This window comes from Paenibacillus sp. N22P23 (assembly GCF_059383735.1).
The window spans coordinates 55,206-80,692 of record NZ_JBXENT010000008.1; the positions used below are offsets into that span (position 1 = coordinate 55,206).

The window sequence follows — 25,487 nt, forward strand, 5'->3', positions numbered from 1 at the left end:
ATACTACGATGCCAACAATGGCGGTGACGGAATTCCGGCGCCGCCATTGTTCATTTAACCGTTATTTCCGTTAAACCTTGCTCAGCCAAAAGCCTTCCGAAGCGTCCTCCCAATCCTCGAACGGATCGTTCTCTACCGCAGAACGCGCAGCACTTACGCCTGCCCGGAATGCCTCCTCGGATTCCCAAATCGCCAGACCAATCAACTTGCCTGTACGGCTGTCCTGAAGCGTGTGCACTTCTCTTAACCCAGCCGCCCCTTCAAGCGCACTCCCGAAACGGTGCATCGAGGCAATCAGGTCCTCACTCTTACCTGGCTTCGGATGATGGATCGACATATGAACGAACATAAACATCATGGCTCCTTGTACGCTTATTTTGTCTATATTGTAGTGGAGTTGTCTGATGTTGTCACTTCGACTAACGGCTATGTAATGGACATGTTATATTGTTCGTGTAAAATGTACCGGATTGAGATTGTTGTGTAATATTTATTGACATGTAATTCTTCCCTGCGATACAATTCAAACTAACAACTACATAGAAACAGCTTTCTAGGGTTCCGCCAATCCGTTCGTTTAGGTTATCTTGTCACATAACCTTACGTGATGATTGAGGCAGGTCCGAGAGAAAGCGGCTGATGCTGCATCAGCTACACGGAGGGATAAAAGCCCGGGAGAGTAGATACCATCTATTCTCCCGGGTTTATTTATTTTAGAGGAGGGTTCGAGATGAGATCGAAACAACTGCTTCTGCTGCTCATCATCATGCTGACGTCTGCCTTAACGCTTTCCGCTTGCAGCAAATCGACATCGGGTTCGGAGAAAGATGATATTACGCTGCGAGTCGCTTACAACCTCTGGGTCGGAAGCGCGGGACTGTTTGTCGCCGAAAGCAAAGGTTTCTTCGAGGAAGCCGGCGTGAAGGTGGATCTTATCCAATTTCCAAGCCCTACCGAAGCGACGCAGGCCCTAATCAGCGGCAATGTGGATGTTGCCCTCACGACGCTCGATACAGCCGTCATGGTGAAAACCAATGAACTGAAGGGCCAAGATTTGAAGGTATTCAGCTTTACCGATTTGTCCATGGGCGCGGACGGCATCGTCGCTTCGAAGGATATTAAGACGATCGCCGACCTTAAAGGAAAGACCGTGGCAGCTACGATTGGGAGTGTGAATCATTTTCTTCTCAATCATGCGCTTCAGTTGGCGGGGTTAAGCGAGAAGGACGTGAAGCTGTCCAATGTCTCGCCTGAGCAAACCGGACCCTTGTTTATCGCAGGCCAAGTTGACGCAGCTGTAACCTGGGAGCCTTATCTCTCTGAAGCCTTATCAGGAGGCGGCAATTTACTCTACTCCACTAAGGATGCGCCGGATCTCATTATTGATGGTGTCATGACCCCTCAAGCGATGATTGATGATCATGAAGAAGCGCTCCGCAAGCTGGTCGAAGCCATCGATAAAGGCACTGCTTTCTACTACTCCAATACCGATGAAGCGGCTGAAATTGCGGCGAAGAAGCTGGAAACGACCAAAGATGAAGTCATCGCTATGATGGGCGGCGTCAAGTTAATGAATCAAAATGAGGTCAAAGCGATGATGACAGGCAAGGACAGCACTCTGGCTCAGCGAACCGAAGAGTATTCCTCTTTCTTCTTCGAACGGAAACTGATCGACAAAGAAGTGAAATCAGGCGATATTCTGGATTCCTTTTTATTCAAATAATGATAGGGAGTGATTGCTCATGAAGAAGAAAATCGATACCATCGTTGGTAAAGCGGCGCTATTAATTATTGATGTGACCAAAGGTTCCTTGCTTCCACCTGAGAAAACACCGATTCCGATCTTCGATGCGCAGACAGCCGTCGATAATATCGGTAAAGTGCTGGAAACCGCGCGGCAGGCAGAAATCCCGGTTATTTTCTTCCAAGAGCTGCATCGCGTCGATCTGGTTGACTTCGGTAGAGAGCTCGAAGGCGTTGAGGATATTCACTGTTTAGAAGGATCCGAGGATGTCGAGTTTCTTGATTATTTGAAGCCTGCCAAAGGAGAATACACCATAGGCAAACGCCGCTACAGCTGCTTCTTCTCCACCGATCTCAATATCCTGCTGAAGGGGCTGAAAGTTGAGACGCTGCTTGTCACTGGCTTCCTAACCGATGTGTGCGTGCATTACACCTGCGCGGACGCGCATCAGCATGATTATTATGTTCGCGTGCTCCATGACTGCGTCAGAGGGTCCAGTCCCGAGGCGCATCAAGCTTCCCTTAACGCCATCGAGTACCTGCAGACGGCGTCGAAGACCAATTCCTCCGAAATTATCTCTCTGCTCGAGCAGCGGGTGAATCAGACGGTATAATAAAAGAGAAGCCTGCCTCGCACTTAAACCAACAAGATCGCCAACTACCTGCCTGCTTGGACAGGTGGTTGGCGATCTTGTTTGTGTTCTGGCAGATACCCGCAATCATCGATACTTGCTCCGACAATTTTTACTTTCAGCGGGACCGGAAATAGCGCGAAGTCCCTGGAGCTCTTGGCATTCGCGAAACTTCGCTCTGGCGGTTTGCCTGAATGCTCTAACGAACCGTACAGCGCTTATTTGCCCACTAATGGTTCCGAAAATATTCTAACGAACCGTAGGGGCTCTATTTGACGGTTTTGGTTTAGTTGGGAGCCGATTAGCGCCTAATAAGACCTCTACGGTTCGTTAGATTCCCAAAGCCCCGAAATTCGGTCGAATAACGCCACTACGGTTCGTTAGATTTTCGCGTCATGCAAAATGGGGAGTGCGAGATGAGATTTTCACTATCGACGGCCTGGCCTGAACCTTCCCTCCATGAGGTAGGGCTTCTTTCTTGCGTCCGGGTCGCTCTATTTCCACCTTCAAATTGCTTCCAGCTCCATAATCTGGCACTATGGAAGGTGTACCTAATCACGAATCGATAAGGAGCGACTCCTAGATGAAAATCAGTTTTCACGGCCATGCCTGTATCCAAATCAGCACTGGCGACAAATCTCTTGTCATTGATCCCTTCCTTAGCGGCAACCCCGTTGCTGTTATGAAACCGGAAGCGCTGAAGACCGATGCCGTGCTGCTCACTCACGCCCATCAGGACCATATTCTAGATGCTGCTCCGGTCGCTATCGCTAACGATGCGCCTATTGTATCCATTGTCGAGCTTGCCACTTATATGTCCTGGCAGGGAGCCAAGACGATTGGGATGAATATGGGCGGGACGGTCGATCTTGGATTCGCAAAAGCAAAAATGGTGCAAGCCTTCCACAGCTCCGGCATCGTGGATATGGAAACCAAACAAATCATGTATGCCGGCATGCCGGCCGGGTACCTCGTTTTCGCAGAAGGGCTTACGATTCTGCATGCGGGAGATACGTCCCTGTTCAGCGATATGAAGCTAATTGGAGACCGTCATTCGATTGATGTCGCATTCATACCGATCGGTGACCACTATACAATGGGCCCTGGCGATGCTTTGCAAGCTGCGACATGGTACAACGCGAAGCTGACCATCCCTATTCACCACAGCACCTTCCCGCCAATTAAGCAGGATGCGGAGCTGTTCGTTCGCCGATTAGAGGAACAAGGACTTAAGGGGAAAGTGATGGAGCCGGGAGACGAAATTACAGTCGAAGCCAACTAATTCTGTTCAGAACAGGGGAATGGGAATGAATCAGGAGCAACCGGTCATCGAGCAGTTTAAGCAAGCGGTAATAAGCAACAATACGGCGGCGGCGACGCAATACTTACAGGAACATCCTTTCCTAGCCTCGGGGATAAACGAGCCTTGGTTTTCCTTCGATACCCCCGCTATCGTAGCCGCGGCTGCATCAGGACACCGCCAGATGGTCGACGTCCTGCTTGCTCACGGCGCAGATCTGCATGCCAAAAGCAGTTGGTGGGCCGGGGCGTTCGGGGTCCTGCATCATGACCATGCCGAGCTGTCCCGCTATTTGATCGAACGAGGTGCCCCCGTAGATATCCATGCCGCCGCTGCACTTGGCATGCTGGATGTGATATCTGAAATGGTCCATCAAGATCCGGCCGTCGTAAATCAGCGTGGTCCCGATGGGCAGGTCCCTCTTCACTTTGCTGTGAAGCCTGAAATCATAGATTTTCTGCTTGCGCACGGCGCCGAAATCGATATGCGCGATATTGACCATGGCAGCACACCTGCTCAGTGGGCGGTCGATAACCCGGCAAAATGCAGTTATCTAATAGAGCGCGGAGCAACTGCTGATATTTTCATGGCGATCAAGCTCGGAAACGCGGCGCTAGTCCGCACGCTTATTGAAGCCAGCCCTGAGTGCCTTCTCGCTCAAGTCGGGCTAGGCAGCTTCACATCCGGCGAATCGAACGGCGGCCATATTTACACGTACAAAATAGGCGCCAATGTCAGGCCGCTCTTCCTGGCGGCACGCTGCGGCAATACCGAGATCGTAGAGCTGATTCTCGAGCATAGTCCGATTGAACAGCGTTTCCTGCTCGCTTGCATGCAGGAGGATGGTAAAGTCGTTCATGCGCTGCAGGAGAAAAATCCGGGCTTAGTCGACTCCTTGTCTTCCGAGGACCAAAGCTTGATTGCCGATGCGGCCTGGGATAATCAACCTGGTGCCATCCGTGTCATGCTGGAGGCTGGATTCCAGGCGGATGCCCGCCGTGATGCTGGGTCATTCACAGCGCTGCATAACGCAGCTATTCGAGGAAATGTTGATGCGGTTCAACTGCTTCTGTCGCATGGCGCATCCGTCCACCTCACCCATGGACATGGCGGTACGGCGTTAGACAGTTGTGCTTGGGGCTCCGTTCATATTCAAGATCAAACGGGGAATTATCCGGCGGTAATTGAGATCCTTATTGAAGCCGGAGCTTCTTTGCCTCGCCGCGCAACAGGCAGCGATGCTGTTATTGACGTGCTTGTCCGGCATGGCGCGCCACACTGACGACCATTTCAATACCAACTAACGTTACGATTGGGGGAGACTGCAAGTGCCGGATTGGTCTTATCAAACCTTGTTTCGCCCCCTGCTGTTCCGACTCCCGAATCGACTCGCCCGCTCCGTCACGCTTGGCGCTATCGGCACCTTAAGCCGCCTGCCGCTGGGCTCCTTCGTCATTCGTACGCTGGGGCATATGGAGCCCGCTCCTCTGCTTCGCAGCCAAGCATGCGGTGTCGAGTTCATCACGCCTGTCGGTCTGTCAGGCACGGTTGATCCTTCGGGCACCGCCCATCGGGCCGTGGCACAGTTCGGGCTGGGCTTTATGGAGATCGGACCGATTACTATCGAGCCCATTCACACCGCAGGCGCGAGGCCAATTCGACTGCAACAAGAGGAACGAAGCATCACCTACCCGTCCTATGCAGAAAATGACGGCGCTGCCCCAGCAGCATCGCGGATTGCAAAACCCGGTCACCAGCTGCCGCAGTTTGCAAGACTGTTGCCGCTGCCAGCGCGTACGCCTGAACAGTCGCTCGAACAACTGCTGACTATGATCCGGCAGTTAGGCGAGGCAGGTGCCGCAGGGTTTTATCTGGATATTTTGCAGAAATCTGTGTCGCCTGAACAAACGATCCAGCTGCTTCAGCTTATTGCTGCATCCGGCGCGGCTGCCGAGAACCGCTTGTTCCTGTACATCCCGCACGACGCCGCTGACGAAACGCTCAAACTCGTGCTCGATTCCGCAGATTTCACAGCGTGGTGTGGCGCTATCATCGGCGAAGCTCGTGCAAGTGATGGCGGGCTCATGATACAGCCTGCAGATAAGCAGTCTTGTGCCGAGAAGCTCGCCTTGCTTCGGCGGTTTGGTCCACAGCATTTCGTGCTCAAAGCATCCTGCGGCGTCTATGAACCACAGGATGCCTTAGACTTAATGGCCGCAGGCGCCGACTACATCCTGCTGCATGGCGGGCTCATCGATACCGGGCCCGGACTGCCCAAACGGGTCAACGAAGCGATCCTGTATGAGCGAGTCCGACACCTCCCTGAGCCTAAGCCCGAATCCTTCTGGCGTCACTGGGGCTGGATGTGCTTGCTCGGCATCGGGATGATTTTCGGCGGACTAGTCGCTTGGATGATCGCAACCACATCGGTGCTGCTTCCTTATGACGAAGCGTTTCTCGGCATGAATCGCGACACGCTGCATCATCTGAATCACCGCCTGCTGCACTTCATGTCGCATGACCGCATTACGCTTGCCGGTACGATGATCTCCATCGGCGTGCTCTATTTTCAGCTTGGCAGGCATGGACTGCGTCAAGGGATGCATTGGGCGAGAACGGCACTGCTCGTGTCTGGTATTACCGGCTTCGCAAGCTTCTTTCTCTATCTTGGCTATGGCTACTTCGATCCGCTGCATGCGGTCGTTGCCCTGATACTTCTTCCTATGTTTCTGCTGAGTATGCGCGCTAACCCCGATAAGCCGTTTCGCAATCCTGTCAACTTACGCAGTGATCAGGTGTGGAAAAAGGCCATGTGGGGGCAGTTCTGCATGGTGGTGCTTGGTTTTGCGCTCGTGATCGGCAGTATCACCATCTCTGGCTTCGGTGTAACACGTGTGTTTGTTCCGCAAGATCTAGCCTACATGGGCCTCACTTCCGACCAAATCGCAGCCATGAATTCGCGGCTTATTCCGCTCATTGCCCATGACCGTGCCGGATTCGGCGGCGCACTTTTCTCTGATGCACTGGCGATGCTCACGATGGCATTATGGGGAATTCAGCAAGGGGAACGCTGGCTGTGGTGGACGTTTCTAATTGGCGGAGCTCCGGCATTCTACGCGGCCTTCTCCGTTCATTGGCATATTGGCTATACGGATTTCGTTCACTTATCGCCTGCTATCTTCGCCTTATTGCTCTATATAATGGGCCTCATATTACTCTATCCCTATTTGATGCGGTCACCGCTTAGCGCACCACATAGCCGACAATAGAATCAAACCTTCTCACATAAGCGGCTCCCGGCATAGCGGCCATAACCGCATTACGACAACGAATGAGCAGTGCGTTCTCCACCTGCACCATTCTCCCCATGGAGCGCGATATTCGAACGATTTTATAGGCTCGTGCCATACGTTCCTTCTCGTAGAGCTGCAATGCAGCCGGCACTCCGGATGTTGTCTGCTGCAGGCACCGAGCCAGCACCACAGCATCTTCGATGGCCTGCGCACCGCCCTGCCCCAGATTAGGCAGCATCGGATGCGCGGCATCGCCGAGCAGCGTCATGCAGCCGGAGCTCCACCGAGTCAGCGGAGCTCGATCTACGATGTCATGGGCCAGAATCGATGTCGGTTCTGTGGCTTCAATTGCAGCGATAACAGGTCTATACCAGCCGCTAAACTGACTAAGCAGCGCGGACTTCCGCTCCGCAACGGGCAAAACTGTTCCCTGCGGCGCATTAATCGCCGCAAACCAGAACACACGACCATTGCCCAAACTGGAAAATCCGAACCTCCGGCCTTGTCCCAATGCCTCAAATCCGCCGCCTTCCGCCGCTCCAATCGGTAGATCAGACAACGTGCATACACCTCTAAGCGCGGTATAACCGGAATAACGAAGCGGACTTGCACCAAATAACTGCTCTCGCACCGCAGAATGAATGCCGTCAGCTCCAATAACAAGTGCGGCCTTCTCACGCGTCCCATCGTCAAACACAGCAGTAACTCCATCATCCGTCTGTTCGCCGCGAATCCACTGCTTCCCGGTGTACACAGGGGATTCCGCCATAACCGCTTTCAGAAGAATCGACTGCAGCTCTGCTCGATGAATGACGTAGCTGTGCGTGCCATATTTCACCGCTTGTTTCGCTGCCGGAAGGCTCGTAATAAGCTTACCGTCCCAAGTCCGAATGTCCGCTTGCATGACAGGAGCGCCTGCTTCTCTGACCCTCCCTCCAACACCTAACAAATCCAGTGCCTTCATCGCATTGGCGGCAAGCACGATACCTGCGCCGGCTTCCCGCAGTGCCGCAGCTTTATCGTATACCGCCACCTGCCACCCGCGCTGCCGCAGTGCCAAAGCCGAACACAATCCGCCAATACCCGCTCCAATTACAATAGCTTGACGCTTGTTCATGCTGCTCATCACCGCATCCACCGACCTTCTCCTATTACTCTGGTTCCATCATACCCAAGGAGGAATGACGTTGACTACCCTTAAAGTTTGGCTCGACACCGACATCGGCGGCGATATCGACGATGCGCTTTGTTTAGCGTATCTGCTGGGCCAACCGAACTGTGAACTGATTGGCATCTCGACCGTAGGCGGCGAGGTAGAGAAACGAGCCATGGTTGCGGATGCCATCTGCAAAGCAGCGGAGCGCCGTATCCCCGTGTACGCTGGGGCAGACAATCCAATTATGCCAACCAGCGTCTATCCCACACCGGACGGTGCATCGAAACTAGTGAATTGGCCGCATGAGCCCCATTTCAAAGCGAGCCAAGCCGTAGATGCTATGCGCTTAGCCATCCGCGAGCACCCCCATGAAATCATGCTGCTGGCTGTCGGTCACCTCACCAATATTGCGCTGCTTTTTCTGCTCGATCCGGAGATTCCGAAGCTGCTGAAGGGGCTGTACATCATGAGCGGCGTATTCTCCGATGTGCTCGCAGCCGGGCCGGATATGCCAATGGGAAATTGGAATTCCTGGATGGACCCGCATGCCTGCGCCATCGTGTATAACACGCCGGTGGCTATTCATCGTACATTTGGATTGAATGTGACGTCACAGCTTGTCCTTGGGCGAAACGAGCAAGCAGACTTATTCGCGGCACCCGTCATGCGGGCGGTAGAGGATTTTGGATCACCGTGGCTGGAGCATTACGTGATGACATTTCACGATCCGCTCGCAGCGGCATGTTTATTTGAATCCGAGCTGTGCACGTACCAACGCGGCTCCGTTGAAGTAGACTATGTCCACGTTGACACGTTCGGCCAAATGACGTTCCAGGTGAGCAGCTCCGCCGACCATGAAATTGCCACAACCGTCGACCGCAACCGATTCTTCGAGCATTATTTCTCCATCACCGGCCAGTAGAGCCACCTTCTCTAACGCAAAAAGAGCCTCCTTACCACCACAACGGCGTGAGTAGGAGGCTCCTTTTTTACTAGCTAGTACGCTCATTTGACGGGTTTTTCCCGAAGAAGCTCACCAGGTGATCCACATGGAGCAATTCCACGGATTTTACTCCAAAGGAGCTCGAGCTACATCGAACCTGCCTTCTTCTCCCCCGACCCAACCATACTCCCGAGCTTCTGCACCGGAACACTAGACAGAATAAGCAGCGCCGCGAGGCCGTCCATCAGCGTCAACTGCTCATCGAGCAGCAGCACGATAAACAGCAGCGTGACGAACGGAGTAAAGAAGGTAAAACTCGCGATGAGCGAAGCCGGCGAATAGCGCAGCGCCCGAAAATACAAGAAGAAACCGAGCACGATGTTGCACATGCTTAACCAGAACACGCCACCGAAATCTACAAGCCGAGGGAGCATGAGGTTCGAATAAACCAACAGGCCACCGGCAGACAGCACGAAAGCTACGACCGTAATCAAGAAGGTGCTGATCAGCATATCCTTCTTGTTCCTCTTCACCAAATTGGTGAACAACCCCCAACTAACCGCCGCCAGAATCGCCAGTACGTCGCCGGTCAGATTCGTCAGCTTTAGCGACGATACATCCCCTTTGGTCATGAGCAGCACCGTCCCCGCAAAGCCCATAACGACGGAGAGCAGCTTAAACCGATTCATTTTCTCCTTATGGATAGGGATCGCGAAGATGACAATAAAGATGGGAAACAAATAATTCAGCATAGATGCCTCGACCGCCGGAATCCGATCAAGCGCCTGCAGGTAGAGAACATCATACAAGAACGCAAACAGGCCGCACGACACAATAAGCGCCGTTTGTCGCCATGTCCACATACGCAGTGTTCTCCATCGCACTTTATACAAAACGATACCTGCGAAAATGACAACGCCGATCCCATTCATATAAAATAACACCTGGTAGCTGTCCAATTGGCCCAGCACCAGCTTACTAACTGCTGCAACCGAGCCCCACAGCAGCAGCAAAATCGGCATAAGCACATAGGGGCTCCGCGATAATTCCGACTTCGTCTGACTAGCTTGCATCCTGTCTACTCCTCACTCCACAACTTCCTTAACGGCGGTCAAATCGACAGATCATCAGCGCATTGCCTTCGCAATCCTTAAAGCTAAAACAAGCATGGTCACTGTATTCCCGAATGGGCTCCGGATTCACGCCCCGCTCAGTCAACTGTTGATGCGCCAGCTTAAGATCAGTCGTATCAAACGTGAATGGCGCCCGTGATACCGGCACAGCTTCACCTTCTGATTGTAGCAAATGCATGACGTAACGACCATCAATCGCCAGCTCGACAAACGAACGGTAATCATAAGCGGTTATCGTAAACCCAAGCGTGTCGCAGTACCATTTTGCCGCAGACTCCAAGTCCTTCAAATAATGCATGACCCCGATAATATCTTGCTTAATTAATGGCTTCATCTGCTTCATCCACCTCACCTGGTTATTTGACAACCCCGTACTTGTTACCATCCGGATCGTATAGCGGAAAGCCGGTAATGCCGTCATCATAATGGATGATCTCGCCGATATTAGCTCCTTTGTCCTTTAAATTACGGTAAGCTTCTTCCACATCATCCGTGTGAAAATTATAATATTGCTCAACCTGGTAATCGTTCTGCGGAAACGAATGCTGCACGATGTCATACGACTTCACGAGGCAGAACATAATGCGGTAATCATTCATCATCATAACGGTTGCTCTGGGCTCGTCTCTACCTGTAATCTCGAAGCCAAGCACCTCCGAATACCACGTTGTAGAACGTTCCAAATCGCTCACCGGGACAAAAATACCTACGCCAAATAAAGACGGTTTACTCATCTCATTGTTCCTCCTGCTCGGATAGTTTGGATAGATTGGATCTGAAAGGCGTCGACACCATCAGGACATTGCCATCGGGATCTTTAAAATAAAACCAAGCTTGCCCGCGGACCACCATGACCCGGTCAATCGTTATACCAAACCCCGACAGCTCGCGATAGCTGCGGAACATCGCCGTCATATCCGCTTCGCGAAACGCTCTCACGAAGGATTCGAACAGCTCCGTGCCGGACTGCCGATGCATGGCCGTTTCCTTCGGGGAACCAGCTGCCTCCAACCAGTGAAGCTGCCGCTCTGCCGCTTTCTTAAGCCTCGTACGCGCTCGGTGAAGCACAGCCTTAATCGCTGTTACCGGCTGCCCCAGCGCCCGGCTGGTCTCTGTTGGGGAGAAGCCGAACACATCTGTCAGTAGAATAAGCACAACCTGCCTTGGCTCAAGCGCGTCCATTAGATATTCGAGTGACTCTCGTACATCATGTCGATTCCATTCCGTATAAGCCAAGTTGTTATAGTCGGCCAGCAGCTCCGGCATGAAGGCGATTTTGCGGCGGCGGCAGATATCAAACCATGCATTTGCGGCAATCCGGTACAGATAAGGCTTGCTCAGCTCGCGCTCCGGCCAGCGTGTAAAGCTGCGATACGCTTTGAGCATCACCTCTTGATACAAATCCTCGCCATCCCAGGCTGACCCGGCTAATTTGCCGCAATAGCGGAGCAGTTCCGATTTGTATGGTGTCGTCTGTTTCTCGAATGTTTCGTCATTGTAAGTTGTCATAGGTGTTAATCGTGGTTGTATTTCTGTTTGTGCGAATAGTAAGCCGAAGTTGGCAAATCTTCCACAATGCCGATGAGATTGCCGTCCGGATCAAGGCAATCAAAGAAACGCGTTCCGCTCGCATCATGCACAATCGGCAGCACTTCAGCTCCTTTCTCACGAAGAGAAGTATGGGAGTATTCGATATCAAAGGACTCAAAATTGTAATACGGAATCCGCGCCCCGCCTCCCGCATCGAACTGCGTCGGTACAGGCCTCTCTACTTTCCATAGATTAATAAACGTAGCCTCACCCGAGAAAGCAAGCCCTGTGCAGCAGTCTGACAGATCGATCGTCTCCAGATCAAACATCCGTATGTACCACTCCGTAGAGCGCTGCATATCCGTTACAGGAATAAAGATACCGCTAATCTTACTTACGCTTCGTCGCATGAGACTCCCTCCCAATTGGAAATTCACTACACCTATCATAACGCGGTCAGAGGGCACACAGATACGGGGTCAAAATAATTTATTCAAGGTGATAATAATTATCATTTTCAGTAAATCTATTGAAAATTTACATTTGCTGTTATAAAATAGACTTTCTTGATAATGATTATCACTATTAACTAGCGTAGAAACGCACAAAAGGGGACATTAGACATCATGAAATCTGTACTAACGAAACGCACTGCACTCATCACTGCCATTCTTGCACTATCCATCGCCACAGGCTGCGGCAACAACAATACGCCGGCTGCTAACGAATCGGCTAACGACGCTGCAACAACCAATGCTGCTGCCAACAATGCAACAACCAATAATGCGGCTGCTAACGAATCGACTAATACTGCTGATGAAGCGGCTGCACCTGCTGCTGTCACTGTCGATGAGGCAAAAGCTACTGAACTGAAAGCGAGCTTCGGCGACAAGAAACCAGAGAAGGTTGTCGTTGCTTCCGTTGCCATCGCTGAGTTGCTGGATGCACTAGGCGTTATGCCAGTTGGCGTGCCAACATCGATGTCGGCTCTTCCTGCAGCCTTCGATAACGTACAGAAAATCGGTTCCGCGTTGAAGCCGGATGCCGAAGTGATTACAAGCCTGGAGCCGGATGTTGTACTCGGCCCTGCATCTATCAAAGACAGCCTCGACAAACAACTCGGCTCTGCGAAGCTGAATATGGTTTATATCCCTACTGACTCCTTAGAAGAGCTTACGCTGTCCACTGTCGTACTCGGCCGTGTATTCGGTCAAGAACAGAAAGCAACAGATTTGGTCAACAGCCTGGCAACTGCAGAAGCTGCTGCGGTTAAACAAGCAGAAGGCCAAACACAACCGAAGGTTATGTTCCTGTTCGGCTCTGCCGAATCCTTTATGCTGATGAACGAAAGCACGTATGCAGGCAGCATGGCGAAGAAGCTCGGTGCTTCCAACGTCGTATCCGATGTTCTGAAATCGCAAGAAACGTATGTACCGCTCGATATGGAGAGCGTTGTAACGGCTAACCCGGATGTAATCTTGCTTGTGGCACACGGTGACCCTGAAGCTGCGAAGAAAGCGTTCGAAGACGATGTGAAGAAGAACGGCGCTTGGGAGAAGCTGAACGCATTCAAGAACAACCGCGTAGAAGCACTTGACTACAATCTGTTCGGTATCACTTCGATTACAAAAGCAGCATCTGCTTATCAAGAATTGGCAAGCAAGCTCTACCCTGCTAACTAACATCATGTGGAGGAACTAGAATATGGCACCCGGAGAATTGCAACGTCGATCGAGTAAACTTATTATGCTGCTCACCTTTGCGCTGCTGGCAGTCGCGATTATCGCATCCATCGGCCTTGGCAGCGTCAAGATCTCGGTTGCCGACATTATTACAGCGCTGTCCGGCCGTGCTACCGATGCTTCCGATACCATCCTATGGGACATCCGCATCCCGAGAGTGCTGCTCGCGTTAATTATAGGCGCGAATCTGGCAGTCTCGGGCGCAATGCTCCAAGCCGTGATGAACAATCCGCTCGCTGATCCCGGTCTAACCGGGGTTTCGAGCGGCGCGGCTGTAGCGGCGCTGTTCATTCTGCTCGTAATGCCTGAGCTCAGCTCGCTCATTCCGATTGCAGCCATTGCCGGAGGCGCTGTGGCAGCGGGCATGGTTTATCTATTAGCATGGAACAAACGCGGGATCGCGCCTTTGAGAGTCATCCTCTCCGGGGTCGCGGTCAATGCCATTTTTGGCGGGATTATCGGGTTGATGTCCATCTTGTACAGTGAGAAACTGCCAGGTGCGCTACAATGGCTGAACGGCAGCTTGTCCGGTAAAGGACTCGGTGACTCGTTGCTTGTACTTCCGTATTCCGTAGTCGGCTGGATTGCTGCTTTCTTCTGCATCCGCAGAGCAAACACGCTTCGCCTCGGCGAACAAGCCGCTGTGAATCTCGGGGAAAATCTGACCCGCGTCCGTCTTATCCTGTCATTCGTTGCCGTCTACTTGGCTGCCGTATCCGTATCCAACGTCGGCTTGGTCGGATTCGTCGGTTTGGTTGTTCCGCATATGGCTCGCATTTTGGTCGGTTCTAACTACGGTAAGCTTATTCCGATGAGTCTCATGCTTGGCGCACTAGTGCTGCTTGTTGCCGATACAACCGGACGTACGCTGTTCGCGCCGCTTGATATCCCGGCCGGCATTATTATGGCGATTGCCGGAGGTCCTTATTTCTTGTATCTGATGCGTAAAGGAGAGGTCTGATATGATCGAGGCCCAGTCGGTAGCCGTCAAATACGATGGAAGAACCATCATCGACAATTTATCGCTTCAGGTGCATGAAGGAGAGATACTATCGATCATCGGCCCGAATGGGTCCGGTAAATCGACGCTGCTGAAGAGCATGTCCCGCATCATTCCTTGCGAACGCGGCAGCGTACGGCTCTGCGGAGAGAAGCTGGCGTCCATGAGCAGCAAACGGATCGCGCAGCTCCTGTGCATGCTGAGTCAGTCCAACCAAACTCCGCCTGACATGACGGTAGAAGAACTCATCTCCTATGGGCGTCTGCCGCACAAGAAATGGTATGAGCGTCTAGGTGAGTCCGATCACGAGATTGTTAATTGGGCTTTGGAACGTACCGGTCTCCTTACCTTCCGGAAACGGTATGTCAGCTCACTATCCGGCGGAGAAGCGCAGCGGGCATGGATCGCAATGGCGCTTGCGCAGCGGCCGAAAGTACTCCTCCTTGATGAGCCGACGACTTATCTCGACATCGCTCATCAACTGGAAGTGCTGGAACTTGTTCGTTCCATTAATCGCGAGCTCGGCATTACGGTCGTGATGGTGCTGCATGATTTAAATCAGGCCAGTGCGTACAGCGACCGCATCTGTGTCCTTCGGGACGGCAGCTTGACGGTCACCGATACACCGGCAAACGTATTGACGCCTGAACTGATTCGCAATGTGTACGGCGTGGAGGCCGAAGTGACGCCGGACCATCTGGACGGCAGTCTTCGCATCCATGTACGCCGAAGATCAGCTATTTAGCTTTTTTCTTATATGTTACTATCCACTACAAGGAGGCATTTCCATGAAACAGCCCAACATCGAAGAGTCACGCGGGAAGTATATCGACTTTATTGAAAGCCGCAAATCGCTGATTCTCAGCACACAAGATGCAGAAGGTACACCTTTCATCAGCTACGCGCCATTCGTTAAAGTGGACGGCAAGCTGTACATCTACATCAGCCGGATCTCCGATCACTACCGTTTCGTAGAGAATAACGAACGGATTCACGTGATGTTGATCAATGACGAGTCGGCTACGCCGAACGCTTTTGCCCGTGAGCGCGCTCGCTGGGTATGTGAATCGCAGAACCTCGGCAATGAAGGCTATGAAGCCATCTTCACCGCATTCGATGAGAAGTTTGGCGACAAAATGATGACAATGCTGCGCGGCCTCGACTTCTCGCTGTTCGAGCTCACGCCATCGGCAGGCCGTTATGTGGTTGGTTTCGGACAAGCGTTCGATGTCGATCTGGCCGGAGACCGTTTCGAGCATGTTGTCGTAGATCGCAAAGATAAATAATTTGATGAGGACGGTGTAAGCATGAGTTATGAAGCGGTTGGTCCAATTTGGCGCGTTGTCCGTGATCGGTTTCAGAAAATGGTTCAAGGATTGAAAGAAGAAGAGCTTAGTCTAGCGATGACTTCAGAATCCTCCTCTATCGGTCATATGATTCGGCATAACGCCGAGGTTGAATATATGTTCGCGGAGTGGTTCTTCGGCGCAACGGTGCCTGAAGGAACGGAATACATTGCGAGCGGTCAAGGCGGTGCGCAGAACGAACATGCCCTTACGCTGCAAGAGTTGATCGCGTTCTCTGCGGCATCTGATGCTTTTCTGACGGAAGCAATGAAACAGCTTGGCGATGATGCTTGGGATACAATCGTCGAATCGAAGATCGGACCGTCCTCACCGCGCGAAGCGCTGGGCCGTGCCATCTATCATACGGGACTGCACGCAGGTCAAATCGGACTCATTCGTAAACATGCACCACAACCATCGTCAGCTCAGTAATAAATTGAGTAAGAGGGAGTGCTTTACTTCCAACCACTCATACCACCGAACGTGTCGTTCGGTATACCGCATACAAAGAAGGGGCGAGCCTGTCTAGGCTCGCCCCTCTTGTTAGCTAATGTACAACAACATAGCCTGCTCGTTCTCAGCAGCCACCCGATAGTAATGAACCAAATCCCGATAGTAATCCATCACGTATTCACGATCACCGTCGTCATCCCAGCTCAGTGAAGGGTAAAGATCGATCTCCCTCATATGCTCAGGATTGTAACGCCTTAGCAGACTTTCCTCTGAAATACTCGCCAGCGCTTCATGAATCTGTTTTACCTGCGTAACGGTCAAATAACGTGTCGGCTCCTCTTCCTCGTCAGTCTCCTCACCAATCGGTGTACCTCCAAGAACGGTATGTACAAGTGGTTCCGTGCCTTCCCATGCAGCCCCATTGAGCAAATAATGAATGGCATGCCATGACTTATCTAAATATAACGATTCGTTTTCACTTCCGCCGTTATATAACACATCTTCCAACTCCACTTCCCCTTGAAGCAGATCATCAAGTAATACGGACGAGATTCGTTGTAAATTTCCTACCATGCTCATGAAAAACACTCCTCTACACATCGGTTGGGGTTGATGCTATTCAAGTGTGACATGCGTGAAATCCAGTTCTGGATGATTCAGTCCGAAGTATGCGGTATTGTCGGAATTTCTTCCTTCCTCAACGAACGCATTCTCTCCCAAATGTTTCTTAACTGCTATCCTAGCTTCATAAGGAACATCCTGCATCGGATCATCCGTTAATTGCAAGCTAACCATACCATTGCTTAACTCTTCGATCTTGAAGCATGGCGTAGACAATAGCTTCTCTCTTCCAAATAGATCGATATAAGGTTTACCGAAGAATTCTTTCCATACTAATTCCGGATGAATACGATTCAGCGCTATGGGTTGACTCCAAGCTTCAAATGAAGTATTGTACATTCTTGCTTTTATCGGATCGAAAAAGGTTAGAAACTGATTACATGTCAGTAAAAACTGTTCAAAGCTTAATCCTTTTTTGAAGAAGCTCTCATGAATGCTTATTGATGCCACATTGTATATCTTTCTACTACTCCTTCCCCATCTAAACCGATAAGATACCTTATTCCTAGCTCCCCTTTCTAGAAAAAGTACGCCATCCTCGAAATTATTTTTATATCCTGCTTTCGATCTCATTTCATTTACTTTCTTATTCATTAATATTTCATATGCTTGATCATACTGTTCTTTATTGAATGAATAAACTTTTGCAGGTGAATACTCATCCATTCGATCAGGGACCATTAATTCATGCTGAGCCATAATAAAGCCAAAGATTTCATTCCAATTTTTTCTTTGAAAATCTTCTAACGTAATAATGTCGAAGGAAATTGTCTTCATCATATTCACCTCTCATCAAGAACTAAGTGAGAAAAATCTAAACTTATAAAGTAATATAAGTCGGTTTCTATAATTTGTAAATAATGATCTGAATTGCAAATCATGTGTCATTTCTCGGATCTGAGCGGCGCAATCAAAGAAGGCAGGGCCTCGTAATGAGGCCCTGCCTTTTATCTTGATCAGCCGAGCTTAGTGACCTTTGCTCTTGTTATCCTGATTGTCTTGATTATCTTTACTGCCTTGGTTGTTTTGGTTGTCTTGATTGCTTTGGTTGCCGCCTTGGCCGCCGCCTTGCGAACCACTGTTATCCTTGCCTTGTTTTTCAGGACCTTGTTTTTCAGGACCTTGTTGTTCCGATTTCTCTTCTACTTGGCCTTTCTCCTGTCCTTGCTCGGTGCCTTGTTCTTGTTTTTGCTCTACGCCGCCGCCTTGGCCGCCACCTGCACCGCCGCCTTGGCCGCCGCCTGCGCCACCACCTGCACCGCCGCCTGCGCCGCCACCTGCACCGCCGCCTGCACCGCCACCAGCACCGCCGCCTGCACCGCCACCTCTACCGCCGCTGCGAATGCGTTTAGCGCCTTTACCCATACCGTTGCCCATGCCTCTGCTCTTCGCCTTCATCTTCACGCCTGACTTCTTGGCGTCGTAGGCATAAACCATCGACTTGAGCGTCCGTTTATCTACAGAGCCGGTCATCGGAAGGCCGTGTGTCTTCTGATAATACTTGACACCGCGAACGGTCAGCGCATTATAGCGCCCATCGATCGGTCCGGAATAGCTGCCTAACGATTTCAGCATCCCTTGAATAACGTAAACATCGGGCCCTTTTGCCCCTTTGCCTATCGCCGAGCCGACATTCGGTGCACCAACAAGAAGGGTAAGCACCAACAATAAAGATCCAAGCACCTTAGCAGCCGATCTCAAGGATTTTCCTTTAGATCCATGAGAACGTTTATTTTCCTCCATTCAACAAGACACCTTCCTTTTGGATGTAGTGAGCATGATTTGCCACAGCCCTTACTATACCCAATACCTAATTTCCATTATGCTTCTTCATGGTAAAGGAATGGTCTTGCGCGCAGTTTTTTAAAGCGGATATTTCTTGAACATGCCCACCGACTGGGGAGCCGTGTATGCAAACCCATATTTCTGGTATAATTTATCTGCCGGAACATCAGCAAGCAAACTCACATACGCACCGCCTGGTGCATGAGCATCCAAATATTTCATTAGTTCTTCCATAATCCGTTTACCTAAACCTCTGCCTTGAAATACGGGATCTACTGCAATATCCACCACTTGATAGAAACAGCCGCCGTCGCCGATAATTCTGCCCATTCCAACGAGTCTGTCTGAAATCCGCAGTGAAACCGCATAGATCGAATTTTGCAGCGCAGTGAGTGCTGCCGTTTCGTCCTTGGAACTTAAACCGGCTGCCATTCGCAAGGCAATATACTCACGCGCCTCAGGCGCTATGTATTGAACATTTACATCTGTGTTCAGTTCATCATGCCCCCTCGCTCTTGCCATTTTCTCGCACATTATTTCCATGGGTAACATGAATGATACCAAATAGGAGGAAATCATCGATGATCCATAACCGCTCTGTACCAACTAGCCATGTATTGCCGCATCTTTATTACGAGAATGTCGCAGAGGCACTGACATGGTTATGCCAAACCTTCGGTTTCCAAGAGCATTTCCGCTTCGAGCTTCCGGATGGGCAGCTGCATGGAGCCATGATTTATCTGGATGATGTGTGGATCATGCTGAAGAGCCTCGGCCAACTAACGGCTAGTCCCGCCAAGTTCGGGGCTGTGACGCAGTCATTAATGCTCTTCGTGAGCGACATTGAAGTCCACTATAACCATACAAAATCAATCGGAGCGCGAATCCTAGAGGAACTCTTCGAAACGGAGTATGGGGAGCGGCAATATACGGCCGTGGATATTGAAGGTCACTTATGGCTGTTCTCGCAACATGTCAAAGACGTGGATCCTGCTGAGTGGGGAGCCACTCTGGCAGCTCGTACATAAACAAGAAAGCCGGGAGCTTCTCGATAAGAAGTCGCCCGGCTTTTTTTGTGCCGATTGACATTGGATTCCATATCCTATAAAATCTGATTAAGTAATCAGTTTTTTGATTAAATGCTCAGCAAGTTTCGTAACCGTATAATTAAAAAGGAGAATGTCTATGAATGAACCCATCAAAGAAACTCAATCAGGAACAGGTTGGAGATCGCTCCCATTAAATACGCTCGGCCTGCTGGCCGTGTTAGCCGGTATTGCTTATCCACTAGTCACCTGGCTGCTCTTCCGTCATTCATGGGGATCTCCTGACTTCGAATGGTATCAATGGATCACCCCAATCGCATTTCTGCTGGGCGGCGCAATGAGCTTGCTTGCAGCAGCGATGCTCTTCAGCCGTCATGCAGCCGGCCGCGATGTGCTGGAGCTTGCGATTGCTATCCTACCAATTACACTGGCACTGCGCTTGTTAATTGTCATCGTTGTGTTCATCGGTACTGCAGCACGCAGACTGCTTGATGGAACGATTGTCGATTTCTTTACAGGGCTGGAGATCACATCCGGCAAGTTGCTCATTAATATCGCAATTATTCTGGTCATCATCACCCTAATCATCGTACGAACCAACGCTAAATCCAAACCAACACCACCGAAGGAGAACAAGGATGACTGATCGAAAGGAAGGCGAGAAGCAATCCTTCATAACCGAAGCGAGAAGGTCGCAAATCATGAACGCGGCCATCACTACACTCGATGAGATCGGTTATGTGAACGCGAGCCTCGCCCAAATCGCCAAGAGAGCCGGCATCAGCACAGCGCTCATTTCGTATCATTTTAAAGACAAGAACGACCTGATGGACCATACACTTATGATGCTCGTTCAGGAATCGTCCGCCTATGTGCTGAAGAGAACGGATACCGCGGTTACAGCCACCGAGAAGCTTCGTGCCTATATGAACGCCAGCATTGCCTATCAAGGCACTCGGCCCCAACATAACACGGCCCTGATTGAGATTGTGTTTCACGCTCGGACGCCCGATAATGTGCCGTACTACAAACTTGGCGAAGATGAGGATGATCCGATGCTTGCTCAGCTCAAGCAAATCTTGATCGATGGGCAAGCAGCAGGCGAATTCCGTGCTTTCAACGTCCTCATTATGGCAAGCACTATTCAGGGTGCCATCAGCGAATATTTGGCGAATGGGAGTCTTATTGCACAAGTGGACATGGAAACGTTCAGCGTGGAACTGGTTCGTACTTTTGAACGCGCAATCCTTGCTTCGCCATAAGGCGCTATGAAGAAAACAAAAGCCGGACATTCACCTGTTGAGATGAGACCCGGCTTTCTCTATTACATCGGACTGCCGCCCGTTAAGAACATCAGCTGCTCCTCCGTTAGTGTCAACTCACCGGCCGCACAGCTATCCAGCATATATTCCCGCTTATTCGCTCCGGCAATCGGGAAAACAGGAATCGGCTGTGAGGTCAAATACGCGAGCGCAATGCGCGAGGCCGTCGTACCGAGCTCTTCTGCGAGCTGCTTGGCGCGATCCAGCCGGTCGAAGCTGGCTTCGTTGAAGTAATGCGCTTTGACGATATGCGCGCTGCCGCCCATCTGAATGTCCTGCCCTCTGAAGTAGCGTCCGCCAAAAAATCCGTTCGCCTGCGATGAGAAAGGAACGACCGCCATGCCGATCTCCTTGTAATAGCCGAGCGACTTCTCGTCCATAATCGCAACCGTCGGATCCGTGATAATGCCTTCATTAAGCACTGCCAGGTTCCACAGAGGTTGACTCGCTGCGAAACTCGCAATCCCTTTCAGCTCTGCATATTGGCGTGCCTCCTCGATACGCGCGGCACTCCAGTTCGAGCAGCCGAACGCGCGGATCTTGCCTGCGGCCGCTTGTTCATTCAGCGTTTCGATGATTTCTCCTGCGGGAATCGACGGGTCATCTCTGTGCAGCCAGTATAAATCAATATAGTCTGTTTGCAGATGGCAGAGACTCTGTTCGAGATCATGAGTGATCTCCTCCTTGCCTAACCGGGACACGGACATCGATTGCAAATCCGGATGGCCGCCCTTGGTCGCGAGGATGACCTTGTCTCTGCCTCCGCGTAATTGAAGCCATTCCCCAAGCGTGCGTTCACTCGTGCTCTTGCCTTTGCCAAGCCAATCTTCATATACATTGGCCGTATCCAGAAAATTGCCCCCGAGCTCCGTGAATAGATCCAGCAGCCCAAAAGCCTCTTCCTTAGGAAGAGTGCCCCCGTAAGCGGAAGTTCCAAGACAAATGACGGAAGCCTCAAGCGGCGTTCCCGGTATGGTGCGCTTATTCATCCTAACTGCCTCCCCCATGATTGTTACTCGGATGATCGAATCGCCGCTTTCTCCCTGTATTCCTGAGGCGAAAGGGTCGTCATTTTCTTGAAATATCGGGAGAAGTATCCGGGGTCCAGCCCGATTCGGATCGCAACCTCGCCTATCTTGAGCTGAGGGTCGCGCAGAAGCTCCTTGGCTTTGGACAGCTTCAGCTCCGTAATGTACTCCGATAAGCCGCTCCCCGTCAACTGCTTATACAATCTGCATAAGTAGCTGGCGTTCAGCCCTACCAGATCCGCCAATCGAGACAACGAGAGGTCCCCTTCAATATGCTCGTGAATATATCCATGGAGCTGATCGACGACCTCATTGCTCTTCGCCGACTTATCCTGATCGAGCAGCGCGAAAATCACTTCGGCGGTTCGCTTGAGATAGTCGCCTGCCTCCTGCCAAGACACATGGCCATCCAAATGAAGCAGCCGATTGATGGGAAGCTTGTGGGATACGGCTTCATAAACGCCCCAGCGGTTCATGTTCGAAAGCAGCAAAGTCGCAATCATATAATAGGTTTCCTGCACGATGCCATATGACCGCCCGGCCGCTCGCTCCAAGATGCTCTCCAGCAGCTGCAAGAAAGCATCGCGATTGCCGCTGTCAAGCAGTGTTCCCAGCTGGTTGAGCTCGCTGTGCCAACGCGAGATGCTCGTCTCCGAATCCGGATCCTCCTGCTTCTCGTAGAGCAGCATGCGGTCGCCGTGCCCAAGCCCTCGAATAAGGAGCCTGTTCAAGCGTCCGTAATAATCCGGCAGCTCGCTCCAAGCGATCTCCTGTTCTGTTGAAGCGAGCGAAATCGGTATGCTGAGCAGCACCTCGCATTGATTCTGGATAAAGTCGAGCGATTCCTGAACAAACCGCGACGGAACCTCACCTTCCGATGCACGGCCACCCATTTGAATGAACCAGAAGAAACGCGAGCGGTCGTTCATCACGGGGACGAAGGTACCCGCATGGTTGACCACTTCCTCGGCTATATTCTGAACGGCGTACAGGAGCAGCTCCTTGTCCAATGCGGAATACTTCTCATCCCAGCGGTCGATCCGCCCTACGACAAGCATGAACGGTCGGTCGGCCCGCAGTCCCAGCTCCAGCTCTTGAAACCGCTTGGCTCTCGTCGCATCGGCAATAGGTTCGCCTTCTGCAAGTTCGGTCAGAAACCCTCTTTGCAGCACCGGCTGTGCCTGCCGCATACGGAGCTGCGCTTTCTCGATCGAGCTTTGCAAATGCTGTTCACTGTTCATGCCCGCGATGACGTTCGCTACGGCATTCACGATTTCCTCTTCATCATCTGTCTTCAGCAGATACCCCGCGCTTCCCTGCCGAAGGGCCTCTTGTACATACGAGAACTCATTATGCCCGGAGAGGAAAATCACTTTGCAGGCCGGCCATCTGCGCCGAATCTGCTCAAGCAGCTCAAGCCCTGTCATGCCAGGCATGCGGATGTCGCTAAGCACGATGTCGATGCGCGTCTGCTCGAGCCGTGCAATCGCGTCCATAGCCGAGCCTGCACAATAGATATCCAGCTCGAGATGCTCCGCTTCCTCGAACAATTCCTTCAAACTCGAGACGATATACGGCTCGTCATCTACAATCAGCAGCCGATGCATCATGATTCCTCCTTTACCGGAATATAGAGCTCTACTTTCAGCCCGCCGAGCGCCTTGCTGGCCGTTACACGAATACCGCTTTCCTTGCCATACATCAGTTGAAGCCGCTTGTGCACATTGATCATGCCCGTCGTTTCCAGCCTCGCCTGCGGATGGCTGAGTTTGCGGTTCAAGGACTGCATGTCCTCCTCGCTCATCCCCTTGCCGTTATCTTCGATGACAACGGTCAGTAAACCGACCGCTTGTTCGAAGGAAATGTGCAAACGTCCACCCGATACGACATCCTCCAGCCCATATTTATAGCAATTCTCGATAATAGGCTGCAGGGTAAGTCTTGGCACCAGCAAATCGGCAACATGTTCCGGCAGTTGTTCGATATCAATCTGGATCCGGTCCTCAAACCGGATTTTCTGAATTTCCAAATAGGACTGTGCAAAAGCCAATTCTTCACGGAGCGCGACCTCGTCCGAGGCGTCTCGTGTTATGAATTTGAAATAGTTGCCTAAGTGTTTCGTGAACGGCTTCAGCTTCGGATAATCCTCCACCTTCACCATCCGGTTCAGAATAAAGAAGGTGTTGTACAGAAAATGGGGATTGATCTGAGCCTGCAGCTGCTTCAGCTCCGCGCGCTGGGAACGAATCTTCTGCTCGTACACTTCTTCGATTAAGACGTTCAATCGCCCAAGCATCGAGTTGAACTGGCTGTACAAGTATTCAAATTCATCGCGGGTTGTCGGATTCAGACGCACATCGAGCTGTCCTTTCTCCACTTTGCGGAACGTTCGGACGAGCTGCTCAAGCGGCTTATGGATCACCCGGTAGATCCAATACGAGAAGAATAAGACGATAATGAGCGAGGTGAGCGAAAGCACCCACAGCCATACGTTATATTTTGCAATCGGCCCGAGCGCGTTCTTCACCGGCATGTACATGACGAGGGTCATATCAAAGGAAGACTCATGTTCCAATGTAAGCAGATAAGACGTTCCTTCGAAATCGATCGTATCCATGGCCGTCACCGTGTCGCCGTCATTCACTAAACGCCTTGCGATTTGCCCTATATGTTCAATCAAATCGGAGTGATCGTCATTCGTGATCGACCAATCAAAGTCAGTCCCAAAAAGAATAGCCTGCTCGTCTTGATTATTACTATATTGCTGCAGCTCCTGCCGAATCGCTTTCTTCGAAATCTCTTCATTTAAGAAAAAGGTGAGCGAATCGGGATACCCGATATCGGGATATTTCTGCGTGATGAACAGACGATCCTGCCACGACTGGACAATGGGATGGATGCGGTCGGTTTCGTCGATCAGTGCCTTCAAATACGCTTGTTCCGCGGAATCATAATTGTTCTGCGAATTGATAACCTTGCCCAATGTCGGGATATAGGCGTTGAAGCTGGCGATATAATTACTGGAATTCTTCACAAGCGCAAGCCGTTCCTGCAGCCTGATAATCGCCTGGGTCCGCTCATTATCGGACATAATTTCACTGGTTACGCTTAGCCTCTGCAAATCGCGATCATTAATGAAATCCCACTGCAGCCGCTGGATCCGTTCAAACTCCACAACGAGAGATTGAATATAGAAGTGCACTCTGCCTTTCATCGACTTCGTAATTTCATCGCGGACGCTGGCTGCGCCCCACTGATTCAGATAGAGGCTTATCGTGTACATCGGAATAATGACGAGCATGAAGGCGATGACGAGCTTGCCGAAAATCGGGATTCGTAGCTTGGCGGTTCGTCTCAGGTGAATCGACTTCCTTTCGGATCTTAACATCTGCTCATTATAACATGCCCTCGTTC

General features: G+C 51.2%; 28 protein-coding genes and 1 riboswitch. Of the genes, 14 read left to right on the forward strand and 14 right to left on the reverse strand.

The features are described 5' to 3' along the window. Window positions 1-70 precede the first annotated feature (70 nt). On the reverse strand, window positions 71-349 hold the full coding sequence (locus tag AC506A_RS24380) for an antibiotic biosynthesis monooxygenase family protein (protein WP_495463594.1): 279 nt from the start codon (window positions 347-349) through the stop codon (window positions 71-73). A gap of 193 nt (window positions 350-542) precedes the next feature. Continuing rightward, window positions 543-680, forward strand: a riboswitch (guanidine-I (ykkC/yxkD leader). Between the two features lie 50 nt (window positions 681-730). On the opposite strand from AC506A_RS24380, the gene AC506A_RS24385 reads away from it, so the two are divergent. From AC506A_RS24385 to AC506A_RS24405, 5 genes are all read left to right on the forward strand, one after another. Then, window positions 731-1,723 carry an ABC transporter substrate-binding protein gene (locus tag AC506A_RS24385; RefSeq protein ID WP_495463595.1) on the forward strand — a complete coding sequence of 331 codons (993 nt, stop codon included), beginning with the start codon at window positions 731-733 and terminating at the stop codon, window positions 1,721-1,723. A gap of 19 nt (window positions 1,724-1,742) precedes the next feature. After that, the gene (locus AC506A_RS24390) at window positions 1,743-2,357 is read left to right on the forward strand and encodes a cysteine hydrolase family protein (protein ID WP_495463596.1); all 615 of its coding nucleotides are present in this window, start codon (window positions 1,743-1,745) and stop codon (window positions 2,355-2,357) included. A gap of 601 nt (window positions 2,358-2,958) precedes the next feature. After that, entirely contained in the window at window positions 2,959-3,657 is a 699-nt protein-coding gene (locus AC506A_RS24395) for a metal-dependent hydrolase (RefSeq protein WP_495463597.1), read from the forward strand. A 25-nt stretch (window positions 3,658-3,682) separates the two neighbouring features. Continuing rightward, window positions 3,683-4,957: an ankyrin repeat domain-containing protein gene (locus tag AC506A_RS24400; protein ID WP_495463598.1), complete on the forward strand. Its 1,275-nt coding sequence runs from the start codon at window positions 3,683-3,685 to the stop codon at window positions 4,955-4,957. A 46-nt stretch (window positions 4,958-5,003) separates the two neighbouring features. Further along, window positions 5,004-6,944, forward strand: a complete 1,941-nt coding sequence (locus tag AC506A_RS24405; RefSeq protein WP_495463599.1) for a dihydroorotate dehydrogenase — start codon at window positions 5,004-5,006, stop codon at window positions 6,942-6,944. Here the strand turns inward: AC506A_RS24405 and AC506A_RS24410 are convergent. Then, on the reverse strand, window positions 6,919-8,106 hold the full coding sequence (locus tag AC506A_RS24410; RefSeq protein ID WP_495463600.1) for an FAD-dependent monooxygenase: 1,188 nt from the start codon (window positions 8,104-8,106) through the stop codon (window positions 6,919-6,921). The genes AC506A_RS24405 and AC506A_RS24410 overlap by 26 nt on opposite strands. A gap of 49 nt (window positions 8,107-8,155) precedes the next feature. On the opposite strand from AC506A_RS24410, the gene AC506A_RS24415 reads away from it, so the two are divergent. Beyond that, entirely contained in the window at window positions 8,156-9,046 is an 891-nt protein-coding gene (locus tag AC506A_RS24415; RefSeq protein ID WP_495463601.1) for a nucleoside hydrolase, read from the forward strand. 167 nt (window positions 9,047-9,213) lie between these two features. Here AC506A_RS24415 and AC506A_RS24420 read toward each other — a convergent pair whose 3' ends face one another. Genes AC506A_RS24420 through AC506A_RS24440 form a run of 5 tightly spaced genes read right to left on the reverse strand, consistent with a single transcriptional unit; the run spans window position 9,214 to window position 12,140 of the window. Further along, the gene (locus AC506A_RS24420) at window positions 9,214-10,140 is read right to left on the reverse strand and encodes a DMT family transporter (RefSeq protein ID WP_495463602.1); all 927 of its coding nucleotides are present in this window, start codon (window positions 10,138-10,140) and stop codon (window positions 9,214-9,216) included. A gap of 28 nt (window positions 10,141-10,168) precedes the next feature. Further along, window positions 10,169-10,534 carry a VOC family protein gene (locus tag AC506A_RS24425; protein ID WP_495463603.1) on the reverse strand — a complete coding sequence of 122 codons (366 nt, stop codon included), beginning with the start codon at window positions 10,532-10,534 and terminating at the stop codon, window positions 10,169-10,171. A 22-nt stretch (window positions 10,535-10,556) separates the two neighbouring features. Continuing rightward, window positions 10,557-10,934 (reverse strand): VOC family protein, encoded by a 378-nt coding sequence (locus tag AC506A_RS24430; protein ID WP_495463604.1) that lies wholly within the window; start codon window positions 10,932-10,934, stop codon window positions 10,557-10,559. Between the two features lies 1 nt (window position 10,935). After that, window positions 10,936-11,709, reverse strand: coding sequence for a sigma-70 family RNA polymerase sigma factor (locus tag AC506A_RS24435; protein WP_495463605.1), 774 nt, complete (start codon window positions 11,707-11,709; stop codon window positions 10,936-10,938). A gap of 5 nt (window positions 11,710-11,714) precedes the next feature. Next, window positions 11,715-12,140 (reverse strand): VOC family protein, encoded by a 426-nt coding sequence (locus AC506A_RS24440; protein WP_495463606.1) that lies wholly within the window; start codon window positions 12,138-12,140, stop codon window positions 11,715-11,717. A gap of 216 nt (window positions 12,141-12,356) precedes the next feature. On the opposite strand from AC506A_RS24440, the gene AC506A_RS24445 reads away from it, so the two are divergent. From AC506A_RS24445 to AC506A_RS24465, 5 genes are read left to right on the forward strand one after another with little or no spacing between them, the layout of a single operon-like run. Further along, window positions 12,357-13,412, forward strand: a complete 1,056-nt coding sequence (locus tag AC506A_RS24445; protein WP_495463607.1) for a helical backbone metal receptor — start codon at window positions 12,357-12,359, stop codon at window positions 13,410-13,412. A 22-nt stretch (window positions 13,413-13,434) separates the two neighbouring features. Further along, complete coding sequence (locus tag AC506A_RS24450; protein ID WP_495463608.1) at window positions 13,435-14,433, forward strand: FecCD family ABC transporter permease; 999 nt, start codon at window positions 13,435-13,437, stop codon at window positions 14,431-14,433. Window position 14,434: 1 nt separating this feature from the next. Next, window positions 14,435-15,217, forward strand: a complete 783-nt coding sequence (locus tag AC506A_RS24455; RefSeq protein WP_495463609.1) for an ABC transporter ATP-binding protein — start codon at window positions 14,435-14,437, stop codon at window positions 15,215-15,217. 43 nt (window positions 15,218-15,260) lie between these two features. After that, a complete protein-coding gene (locus AC506A_RS24460; RefSeq protein ID WP_495463610.1) occupies window positions 15,261-15,758 on the forward strand; it encodes a HugZ family pyridoxamine 5'-phosphate oxidase in 498 nt (165 codons plus the stop codon). Between the two features lie 21 nt (window positions 15,759-15,779). Then, entirely contained in the window at window positions 15,780-16,250 is a 471-nt protein-coding gene (locus AC506A_RS24465) for a DinB family protein (RefSeq protein WP_495463611.1), read from the forward strand. Between the two features lie 111 nt (window positions 16,251-16,361). Here the strand turns inward: AC506A_RS24465 and AC506A_RS24470 are convergent, their stop codons facing one another. The 4 genes from AC506A_RS24470 to AC506A_RS24485 all read right to left on the reverse strand — a co-directional run bounded on the left by AC506A_RS24470 (window position 16,362) and on the right by AC506A_RS24485 (window position 19,199). Further along, on the reverse strand, window positions 16,362-16,850 hold the full coding sequence (locus AC506A_RS24470) for a YfbM family protein (protein WP_495463612.1): 489 nt from the start codon (window positions 16,848-16,850) through the stop codon (window positions 16,362-16,364). A 36-nt stretch (window positions 16,851-16,886) separates the two neighbouring features. After that, window positions 16,887-17,672 carry a hypothetical protein gene (locus AC506A_RS24475; RefSeq protein WP_495463613.1) on the reverse strand — a complete coding sequence of 262 codons (786 nt, stop codon included), beginning with the start codon at window positions 17,670-17,672 and terminating at the stop codon, window positions 16,887-16,889. A 186-nt stretch (window positions 17,673-17,858) separates the two neighbouring features. Next, window positions 17,859-18,635 (reverse strand): peptidoglycan-binding domain-containing protein, encoded by a 777-nt coding sequence (locus AC506A_RS24480; RefSeq protein WP_495463614.1) that lies wholly within the window; start codon window positions 18,633-18,635, stop codon window positions 17,859-17,861. Between the two features lie 120 nt (window positions 18,636-18,755). Then, entirely contained in the window at window positions 18,756-19,199 is a 444-nt protein-coding gene (locus AC506A_RS24485) for a GNAT family N-acetyltransferase (protein WP_495463615.1), read from the reverse strand. A 59-nt stretch (window positions 19,200-19,258) separates the two neighbouring features. Here AC506A_RS24485 and AC506A_RS24490 point away from each other — a divergent pair, with 59 nt between their 5' ends. The 3 genes from AC506A_RS24490 to AC506A_RS24500 all read left to right on the forward strand — a co-directional run bounded on the left by AC506A_RS24490 (window position 19,259) and on the right by AC506A_RS24500 (window position 20,985). Beyond that, a complete protein-coding gene (locus tag AC506A_RS24490) occupies window positions 19,259-19,705 on the forward strand; it encodes a VOC family protein (protein WP_495463616.1) in 447 nt (148 codons plus the stop codon). A 157-nt stretch (window positions 19,706-19,862) separates the two neighbouring features. Next, a complete protein-coding gene (locus AC506A_RS24495; RefSeq protein ID WP_495463617.1) occupies window positions 19,863-20,369 on the forward strand; it encodes a hypothetical protein in 507 nt (168 codons plus the stop codon). After that, the gene (locus AC506A_RS24500) at window positions 20,362-20,985 is read left to right on the forward strand and encodes a TetR family transcriptional regulator (protein ID WP_495463618.1); all 624 of its coding nucleotides are present in this window, start codon (window positions 20,362-20,364) and stop codon (window positions 20,983-20,985) included. Before AC506A_RS24495 ends, AC506A_RS24500 begins: the two co-directional genes overlap by 8 nt. 62 nt (window positions 20,986-21,047) lie before the next feature. On the opposite strand, the gene AC506A_RS24505 is transcribed toward AC506A_RS24500, so the two are convergent. Genes AC506A_RS24505 through AC506A_RS24515 form a run of 3 tightly spaced genes read right to left on the reverse strand, consistent with a single transcriptional unit; the run spans window position 21,048 to window position 25,461 of the window. After that, window positions 21,048-22,034, reverse strand: coding sequence for an aldo/keto reductase (locus AC506A_RS24505; RefSeq protein WP_495463619.1), 987 nt, complete (start codon window positions 22,032-22,034; stop codon window positions 21,048-21,050). 23 nt (window positions 22,035-22,057) lie between these two features. After that, on the reverse strand, window positions 22,058-23,683 hold the full coding sequence (locus AC506A_RS24510; protein WP_495463620.1) for a response regulator transcription factor: 1,626 nt from the start codon (window positions 23,681-23,683) through the stop codon (window positions 22,058-22,060). Continuing rightward, window positions 23,680-25,461 (reverse strand): sensor histidine kinase, encoded by a 1,782-nt coding sequence (locus AC506A_RS24515; protein ID WP_495463621.1) that lies wholly within the window; start codon window positions 25,459-25,461, stop codon window positions 23,680-23,682. The genes AC506A_RS24510 and AC506A_RS24515 overlap by 4 nt, the downstream gene beginning before the upstream one ends. Window positions 25,462-25,487 lie beyond the last annotated feature (26 nt).